This window comes from Corallococcus aberystwythensis (genome assembly GCF_003612165.1).
GTDB lineage: Bacteria > Myxococcota > Myxococcia > Myxococcales > Myxococcaceae > Corallococcus > Corallococcus aberystwythensis.
On sequence record NZ_RAWK01000335.1, the window covers coordinates 1 to 9,452 of the forward strand.

The window sequence follows — 9,452 nt, forward strand, 5'->3', positions numbered from 1 at the left end:
GCTCAACCGCTTCCGACGCTTGCTGGTGCGCTGGGAGAAGCGAGAGGACACCTACGTCGCGATGCTGCACTTCGCGCTGGGCATCATCACCTGGTTCCACTCGCTCCTACCGAAATAGGCTCTAAGCGACATCTTCCGGAACCGCACGATGCTCACGCCCTCCCTGCCGCTGACCCCTGATACCGCAAGACACTTGTCACTGCTGCGGACGCTGGGGGAGGCGGAGCTGTCGCCGCTCTCGCGGTGGCAGTGGCTGGGGTGGGATGCGTCGTCGCGCTACCTGCTGTCCGTCCAGAAGCAGGGCGGGGTCTCGCTGCGGTGGTGGGACCTGCATGCGGAGACCCCTCAACCGTACCTCGCGAAGTCCATCCCCGGCTGTATCGCGGCGTGGTTCCTGCCCGGCTCCCAGCGGCTGTTGACCGTCACGGTCCGGGGCACCCTCCAGACGTGGTCCGTCTCCGACGGCCAGCTGCTGTCCTCCGTGGAGACGGGCGGCTCCGTCTCCCATGCATACCTGTCGCCGGATGGGACGCGACTGCTCCTCGTGGCGAGCGTGGGCCGGGTGATGCTCTGGGACCTGGAACGGCGCTGGCTCGTCTGGCGGAAGGAGGACCCCGGGCAGCTCCACGGTTGTGCGCTCTCACCGGATGGCGCGTACGCCGCCGTGGGGGCTGCCGAGGAACAGCAGGACTCCAACACCCGTGCCACCCTGCTTCTCTGGGACGCACGGACCGGCAGGCGTGTCACGACCCAGGCCTTCGGTGCGCGGCGGATCTGGGCCGTGGCCTTCACGCCGTCAGGCGAGCACCTGGTCGCCGCGAACTCCTCCGGGGGGCTGCTGTTCCTGGCGCTGCCCGCGCTGGAGACCGTGCGGAGCCTCAGGGCCCCCGCGTCGCATGCCATCCACCTGGAGTTCAACCCGGAGGGCTCCCTGCTGGCGGCCAGCCCGGACACGAGCGCCTTCGTCGTCATCGACCTGCGCGACGGGCAGCACGTCTTCGCGTACTCCGACCTGGACGACCAGCAGGGCAGCACCGCGAACTTCTCTCCCGATGGCCGTTTCGTGGCCTGGGGCATGGATGACGGCAAGGTGGGCATCTGGGGCGTGAAGCCCAGGCCGTAGCGCCACTCGGGGTATCCAGAACTGATGGTAGCGTGTCTGCCATGCGTTCAGTCCCGTCCCTGGTTGTCCTTGCATGCCTTGCGGCCTTCACCGCCCAAGCCCAGACCTCGATTCCTCCTCCGTCTTCTGGCGCCTATGGCGTCGAAGTCGCGAAGTTCATCGAAGCGGATGCGCTCCAGGAGGCCTCCGGGCTGGTCTGGGCGCCTGACGGCTCCAACCGTCTCTTCGTCGTGCTCAAGGGGGGAAAGGTCCGGGTCATCCAGAACGGCGCGCTCCTGCCCACGCCTTTCATCGATGAAGTGGTGGCGACAGGTGGAGAACAGGGGCTGCAGAGCCTGGCCTTCGATCCGGACTTCGCGACCAACCGCTATGTCTACGTCTTCGCCAGCCAGCCGAACATCACGGTGAACGGCATCGTCCGGTACATCGCGCAGATTGTCCGGTTCAGGGACTCAGGTGGCGTCGGTATCGGGCGGACCGTCATCGTCGACAACATCCCCTCGAGCATGAACCACAATGGCGGAGGTCTGGCCTTCGGTCCGGATGGGTTCCTGTATTTTGGAGTGGGGGACCTGGGCACGTCCGAGGGTGGCAATGATGACCTGACCCTGATGGCGTCGAAGCTCCTCCGCGTTCGCAAGGACGGGACCGTTCCCACGGACAATCCCTTCTACGACGACTGGAGGTCGAACAACGACCTCATCTGGGCGCGGGGCTTCCGCAATCCCTTCCGGATCCGCTTCCAGCCGGGAACCGGGAAGCTCTGGGCCAATGTCGCTGGCGAAGCCGCCGAGCAGATCTTCAGCGTGGGGCCGGCCGACCATGCGGGCTGGTGGCAGTATGAGAACAACCAGCCCGCGGGCTACCTGTCGCCACTCGTCGCGTACTCGCCAGGCCAGTGGGAGCAGTACGGCTTCACGGCGACAGGCGCCGTGCGCAAGAACGGGGTCGCGACCTTCACCGTGAACGGCACCTATCCGGTGTCCTCTCTGCGCAAGGGCAAGAAGGTGCATCTGCGGGATGTGCGGGACCCCAGCTTCAACGGTGTTGGCTTCATCACGGGCTTTCCCACGCCGCTGTCCTTCACCGTGGCGCAGCCCGGCCCGGATGCGGTGAGCGGCGGCGGTGGGCTGAAGACAGACCCGATGGGCGATGCCGTCGTTGGCGGCGCGTTCTACACGGGCTCGCGCTTTCCTTCCGAGTACCAGGGCGATTACTTCTTCGCCGACTTCGACGGGAGCGTGTTCCGGGTCGACCTTGGCGCGGACGGCTCCGTGAACAAGGTGGACCTCGTGGTGAACTACTCCGACTGGGAGTCGTTCACCGACGTCGCGGTGGGGCCGGACGGCGCGCTGTATGTCCTATCCTTCGGCAACACGATCTACCGGGTCACGCCGTTGCCCGTGGGGCAGGGCGTGATCGTCTCCACTCGAGACCTGGTCGTCCCCGAAGGAGGTTCGCAGACGCTCATGGTCTCCCTGGCCATGCCTCCCACCACTCCGACGTCCGTGGCCCTCGTGCGGCGTGAGGAGGACTCGGACATCCGGGTGAGCGCCGGGCAGCCGATGCTCTTCAACGCGACCAACTGGAGCGTCCCGCAGTTCGTCACCCTCAGCGCGGCCCAGGACGCGGACTACGATATCGACCACGCCACGTTCTTCGTCACCCTGGACCAGGGTTTTCCGGAGGGCGTTCCCGGCGTGGAGATCCACGCACGCACCCAGGAGGACGAGGTCCAGGCGCTCAAGCTCTCCACCACGTCGTTCGACCTGGATGAGGGAATGGGCGGCACCTTCACCGTCGGCCTGACCTACGTGCCGACGTCTCCCGTGACGGTCACCGTGGCCCGGACTTCGGGAAGCGCGGACGTAACCGTCACCGGCGGCGCCTCCCTGACCTTCACGTCCGAGGACGGCACCGCGGCGAAGACCGTCACGGTGGCGACCGCGCGCGACACCGACAGTGAGGACGACGTGGCCTTGCTGACAGTGTCCTCTCCGGGGCTCACCTCGCGGGTGGTCACCGTCATCGCGAGGGACGTGGCCGGGGCGCCTGCCATCACCTCCGCGCCCCTGACGACGGCGACCGTGGGGACGCCCTATACGTACACGGTGGCGGCGCTCGGGCAGCCCACGCCGTCGCTGACGCTGTTGCAGGGGCCGCAAGGAATGAACCTGGACCCTGTCAGCGGACGTCTGTCCTGGACGCCCGCGACTGAAGCGACCGTGACCGTCTCCGTGCGCGCCAGCAATGGACAGACTCCGGATGCGGTCCAGACGTTCCAAATCCAGGTTCGAAGCGCAGGGGTCCCCGACGCCGGCACCGGGGCGGATGCGGGCAGCGCCGTGGACGCGGGCTCCCAGACGGATGCCGGAACCAATACGGATGGGGGCAGTGGCGCGGATGCGGGCGCCTCGCAAGACGGCGGCACCGTGACGGGCCCCAAGGAGGATGACTCCGGCGGGTGCAGTGCCGGCGCCACGGCGCTTCCAGGCGTCCTGGGCGGGTGGTTGCTCGCGGGACTCCTCTGGAGGCCCCGCCGCGCCCGGCGGTAACGCCTGCTCGACAGCCGGGGCCAGCGGGTCGCTCGCGCGCTCAACCCCCAGCCGGATGTACAGATTGTCAGGGATTGACGCTAGATTGTCAGTCATGCGCTCAATCGCACCCTGGCTTGCCCTGGCATTGCTGACAGCCTTTCCCGCCTCCTCCCAGCCCACCGAGACGGCTCTGGATCTTGAGGTCTCGGATTGGCTGCACGTTGGATCGGGGGAACCCAATCGAATGGGATGGGTCCCGGACGGTTCTGGCCGCCTCTTCATTGCGATGACTTCTGGAAAAGTCCTCGTCGTGGAGAACGGGGTGGTACAGCCGACCCCATTCATTTCCGAGCCGTTCACCGAAGAGAATGCGTATCGAGAAGGCATTCTGGGCATGGCCTTCGACCCGGACTTCGCGAACAACCATTACGTCTATTTCTTCGCGGCGATGCCAAGCATCACCTTGCAGATCTTCCGGTACACCGACGTTGGTGGCGTAGGCGTGAACCGCACCGTCATCGTGGACGGAATTCCGTCGGGATGGCTCGACTATGACGGCGGCGGGCTCACCTTCGGTCCGGATGGCATGCTGTATTTCGGAGTGGGGATCCTCTCTCCCTACCGTGTCGAAGAAGAAGACCTGACGAAGCCATTTGGCAAGATCCACCGCGTGCGCCCGGATGGCTCCGTGCCCACCGACAACCCCTTCCATGACGGAGCGGGGCCCAACGTGGACAGCGTCTGGGCGCAGGGGTTCTGCAACCTCTACGGACTGGTCTTCCAGCCGGGGACCGGGCGCCTGTGGGCCAATTCCTCGAGCCAGAGGTCACTCCAGATTTTCAGCGTCAGCCCGGGGGATCACGCGGGGTGGAGCAAGTACGCGAACAACCAGCCCGCGGGTTACCTGTCGCCGGTGTACGCATACATCCCGGGTAACTTTGACGAGAACTGGTTCACGCCGACGGGGGCCGTGCGGCAGAACGGCGTCGCGACGTTCACGCTGGATAGCGACTACCGCGCGTCCTATTCCTACCAGAAGGGGACGCGGCTCACGATCCGGGATGTGGAGGACCCCAGCTTCAACGGAGACTTCTACATCACGGGACATCCCTCGCCACAGTCGTTCAGCGTGGCTCAACCCGAGCCGGATGCGGTGAGCGGCGGCGGTCAGCTCATCCGGTGGCCGCAGGGCGAGTTCGTCATGGGAGGCATGTTCTACGAGGGGACCCGCTTCCCCTCGAGCTACTCCGGCAACTACCTGTTCACGGACCTCCGCGGGATGCTTCATCGGATGCGGTTCGCGGCGGATGGCTCCGTGGCCACGGTGGACGTCATCATCAATGATGAGCCGGGGGGTAGCTTCGTTGACGTGAATGAGGGACCGGACGGAGCGTTGTATGTCCTGTCCCACCATGGACGGCTTCTACGGGTCACCCCGGTGCCGGGGGAGCAAGCCGTGGTCGTGTCCAATGCCGATGTGTCCATCCCCGAAGGCGGAACGAAGACGGTCCTGGTCTCCCTGGCCATGCCGCCCACCGTGGATGTCTGGGTGAAGGTGGCAGCGCAGGGCGGCGACGAGGACCTGACCGTGGTGGAGGGCGGATCGCTTCGCTTCACGAAGAACAACTGGAGCGTTCCCCAGTTCGTGACGCTGGGCGCGGCGCAGGACGCGGATGCGGACGTCGACCACGCGTCCTTCACGTTCACGCCGACGCAGGCGTTCCCCGCGGTGACGGTCCAGGCCCGCACGGAGGAGGACGAGGTGCCGGAGGAGCCCGCCAATGACGGAGGCATCGCTGGGGACGCCGGGAGCGACCTGGATGCCGGGCCGCCCGAGGACGCAGGGGGCCTGATCGACGCCGGGCCGCCCGGGGACGCAGGGGCCTTGATGGACGCGGGAGTCCTCGAGGATGCGGGTGCCCTGGTGGACGCAGGGACCGATGCGGACGCGGGGACCCTGGTGGACGCCGGGACGGACGCAGGCTCCGTGCACGACGGCGGCTCGGTGCCGGTTCACATGGAGGATGAATCCGGCGGATGCAGTGCCGGCGCCACGGCGCTTCCAGGCGTCCTGGGCGGGTGGTTGCTCGCGGGACTCCTGTGGAGGCCCCGCCGCGCCCGGCGGTGATGCATCTGGCATGAAGCGAACATCCCCACGCGGGGACTCCGCCTCCCGCGTGGGAATGATTAGCGTTCACCCACGGGGAGGTGGACGTGGCGAAGCCGCGCCAGGCGGTCCGGAAGCAGCAGACGCGCGCACCGCATGAGCGGCGGCATGACACCGCGCTGCTCATCATCGACGTCATCAACGACCTGGAGTTCCCCGGCGGGGAGAATGTCCTGCCCTGGGCCCTGCGCATGGTGGAGCGCCTGAGCCCCTTCGCCGAAAGGATGCGCGAGGCGGGCGTCCCGGTCATCTACGTCAACGACAACTTCGACCACTGGCGCAGCAGCTTCACGGACGTCTACAAACACTGCACCCGGAAGGACAGCCGGGGCCAGCGGGTCGCTCGCGCGCTCAAGCCCCAGCCGGACGACTACTTCATCCTCAAGCCCAAGCACTCGGCCTTCTTCGCCACCTCCCTGGTGCCGCTCCTGGAGCACCTGGGCACGAAGAAGCTGCTGCTCGCGGGCATCGCCACCAACCTGTGCGTCTTCTTCAGCGCCCATGACGCGCACATGCACGAGTACAAGATCACCGTGCTCAGTGACTGCTGCTGCGCGGAGAGCGACAAGGACCACGACCTGGCCCTGGATCAGCTCCAGCGCTTCCTGCGGGTCCGCGTCTGCCGGGGCGACGAGGTGCACCTCCAGCCCCGCTCGCGCCAGCGAGCCACGCGCAAGCCCCCGCAGGAAGGGAAGTGACGGGGCGCCGGCTCAGACGTCCTTGTCGTCGTCCTCATCCTCATCCTCATCATCGTCGTCGAGGATGTGGCACTTGCCCGCATCCTCGTCGAGCGCCTTGCCGATGAACTCCTTCACCAGGTCATCGCCGTTGAAGACCAGGGAGAGGCTGTTCTGGTCACCGCCGACGTCCTCTTTCCTGTCCAGGCGGAGCTTGCCGCCCAGCGCCGTCACGCTCCCGTCGACGTGGGCGCCCGCGGGCACCCGCACCTCGCCGCCAATGGACACCACGTCGCCCTTCACCCGAGCACCCGGCTCCAGGATGACGCGGCCCCGGACGGCGGCCACGTCGTTGTCCACCACCGCGCCCTTCTTCACGATGACGTCGCCGTCCACCGCGACCGCGTCCTTGATCTTCTCCCCGGGCTCGATGACCAGGTTCGTGCCCTGGACCGCCTTGCTCCCGTCCTTGACGTTGACGCAGATGGTCTTGGCCGGAGCCTTGGACGGCGTCTTCGCCGGCTCCGCCGCCAGGGCGGGCACGGCCAGCGAGCAGGCAAGGAGCAGGGTGGGCAGGAACGGGCGACGCATGGCGGGGACCTCCGGAACGCGGAAGGGGAGCGGCATGCCCTGACTACGGCCGGCCGCTCCCCCCATTGCATCCGGTGTCCCGGCTTCAGCCGAGTACGCCCTTCGCCGCGTCGATGGCTTCGTGCGTCCCCGCGAGGGCCAGGATGTCCCCCGCGCGCAGCACCTCCTGCGCGGAGGGCACCAGCACGCCCGCCTCACCCCGGCGGATGGCCAGCACCGTGGCCCCCGTCATGCCGCGCAGGTTGAGCTCCGCCAGGGTGCGGCCCACCGCCGCGCTGGACTCGCCGAGCGCCACCGACTCCGGCTCGCCGATGCCGGGCAGCAGCTGACGCACTCCGTGCAGCACGTCCTTGGGGGCCTCGTCCTCTTCCCCCTTCGCGTGAGACTGCGCCGCGAGCGCCTCCACGATGACCTGCGCGCCCGCGCGCATGTGCCCCTGCAGGTGCGTGGCGCTCTTCCAGAAGGCGAAGCCCATCACCGCCAGGGAGACCAGCAGCAGCACCGCGCCCGGCACGCCCGGCAGGAACGGCTGGGTGATGGCCACCACCGGCACGCTCACCATGAAGACGCTGGCCAGCTGGAGTGCCACCACCAGCATCCGGCGAGGCGCCGCCGCCAGGTCCACCTTGCCGTTGGCGGCCGCCGGGAGCGCGCCCTCCGCCAGGATGACGCCCAGCCTGCGCCCCATCCGGACGATGCCCACGCAGAAGGGCAGGGCCAGCGCCACGGCCAGGCCAATGACGACCCAGGGCGTCAGTGTTTCGCCCCAGCCCATGCGCTCCTCGATGAACGCCGTCACCTGGGGCAGCAGCACGGACGTGCCGATGACGATGATGGTGATGAACGCCGCGTCCAGCAGCATCAAGAGCGCCATGCGCCGCACGCGCGCGCCCACCGTCTTCTGCCGCGGCGACGTGCGCAGGTTCTCCACCCAGCTGCCGTACAGCGACGCGAACGTCTGTAGCGGCGCCGGCAGCTTGCGGTCCACCCAGTTGGCGATGGGGCCCGACGCGCGGATGAGCCACGGCGTCGTCAGCGTGGTGATGGCCGACACGGCCACCGCCACCGGGTAGAGGAACAGGCCGGTGGCCTTCAGGGACAGGCCCAGCCCCGCGATGATGAAGGAGAACTCACCAATCTGGGACAGGCTCAACCCCGCCTGCACGGACGTGCGCGTGCCGTTGCCGGTGAAGAACGCGCCCAGCGACACGCTGAGGATCTTCCCCACGATGACCACGCCGGTGAGCACCGCGATGGCAGCCCAGTGCTCACGGATGAGCGCCGGGTCGATGAGCATGCCCACCGACACGAAGAACACCGCGCCGAACAGGTCGCGCACCGGCTGCACCAGGTGTTCAATCTCCTTGCCCTCGCCGGACTCCGCCACCAGCGAGCCCGCGAGGAACGCGCCCAGCGCCACCGAGTAGCCGAACGCCTGCGCCAGGAGCGCGATGGCGAAGCAGATGCCCACGCTGCTGACGAGCGTCGTCTCCGGCCGCTGGAGCTTCGTGATGGCGCGCATGACTCGCGGCACCACGAGCAGGCCAATGGCGACCAGCCCCACGAGGAACGCCGCCAGCTTGCCCACGGTCAGCGCCAGGTCCCACGCGGACAGGCCGGAGCCGGTGGACACCGCGGTGAGCATGGCCATCAGCAGGATGCCGATGAGGTCCTCCACGATGAGGATGCCCACCACGATGCCCCGCAGCGCGCCCCGGATGTTCTGCTCGTCGAACGCCTTGGCGATGATGGTGGTGCTGGAGATGGCGATGCAGCAGCCGGTGAACAGGCTCTCCAGCATCGTCCAGCCGAAGGCCCGGCCGACGATGAAGCCCAGCCACACCATCACGCTGCACTGGATGACGGCGGTGAGCCCCGCCGTGGGCCCCACCTGGAAGAGCCGGCGCAGGCTGAACTCCAGCCCCAGGGAGAACATCAGCAGGATGACGCCCAGCTCCGACAGCGTCTGCACGATGTTGGGGTCCGCCACCAATGGGACGGGGACGTGCGGCCCGATGATGAAGCCCGCGAGGATGTAGCCCAGCACCACCGGTTGGCGCAGGCGTTGGAAGAGGACCGTGGTGACCGCCGCGACACAGAGGACGGTGGCGAGGGCTTGGAGGAACGCGTGGGCGTCGTGCATGGAAAGGCGCCTCTGGAGGTGATGGGGCTCGCGATTGCCCGGCCCCGCCTGCACCGCGCGGGGCCGGAACCACAGGAAGTTAGGGCGGGCTCAGCCGCATCGCTCGACGGCGATGGCTCCGCCGATGATGAGCAGGCACAGCAGGCCGCTCCACAAGAGGCGCGCGCCCTGCCACTGGTCGTGGGTGGCGCCGCCCTGCGGGGGCGTCGGGGTG

Annotated in this window: 6 protein-coding genes and 1 pseudogene; 5 read left to right on the forward strand and 2 right to left on the reverse strand. The window is 67.9% G+C overall.

Translation table 11 applies throughout. The features are described 5' to 3' along the window. The 5 genes and pseudogenes from D7W81_RS36430 to D7W81_RS36450 all read left to right on the forward strand — a co-directional run. Positions 1-118 (forward strand): annotated as a pseudogene (locus tag D7W81_RS36430) (IS5/IS1182 family transposase); the annotation flags it as partial. Positions 119-148: 30 nt separating this feature from the next. Then, positions 149-1,123, forward strand: coding sequence for a WD40 repeat domain-containing protein (locus D7W81_RS36435; protein ID WP_120559981.1), 975 nt, complete (start codon positions 149-151; stop codon positions 1,121-1,123). Between the two features lie 41 nt (positions 1,124-1,164). Then, positions 1,165-3,678 carry a PQQ-dependent sugar dehydrogenase gene (locus D7W81_RS36440; RefSeq protein ID WP_120559982.1) on the forward strand — a complete coding sequence of 838 codons (2,514 nt, stop codon included), beginning with the start codon at positions 1,165-1,167 and terminating at the stop codon, positions 3,676-3,678. Positions 3,679-3,904: 226 nt separating this feature from the next. Then, a complete protein-coding gene (locus tag D7W81_RS36445; RefSeq protein WP_279637932.1) occupies positions 3,905-5,788 on the forward strand; it encodes a PQQ-dependent sugar dehydrogenase in 1,884 nt (627 codons plus the stop codon). A gap of 86 nt (positions 5,789-5,874) precedes the next feature. Then, positions 5,875-6,525 (forward strand): cysteine hydrolase family protein, encoded by a 651-nt coding sequence (locus tag D7W81_RS36450; protein WP_208721592.1) that lies wholly within the window; start codon positions 5,875-5,877, stop codon positions 6,523-6,525. 12 nt (positions 6,526-6,537) lie between these two features. On the opposite strand, the gene D7W81_RS36455 is transcribed toward D7W81_RS36450, so the two are convergent. Both D7W81_RS36455 and D7W81_RS36460 read right to left on the reverse strand, forming a co-directional pair. Continuing rightward, positions 6,538-7,095, reverse strand: coding sequence for a polymer-forming cytoskeletal protein (locus tag D7W81_RS36455; protein ID WP_120559986.1), 558 nt, complete (start codon positions 7,093-7,095; stop codon positions 6,538-6,540). An 85-nt stretch (positions 7,096-7,180) separates the two neighbouring features. Further along, entirely contained in the window at positions 7,181-9,238 is a 2,058-nt protein-coding gene (locus tag D7W81_RS36460) for a monovalent cation:proton antiporter family protein (protein WP_120559984.1), read from the reverse strand. Positions 9,239-9,452 lie beyond the last annotated feature (214 nt).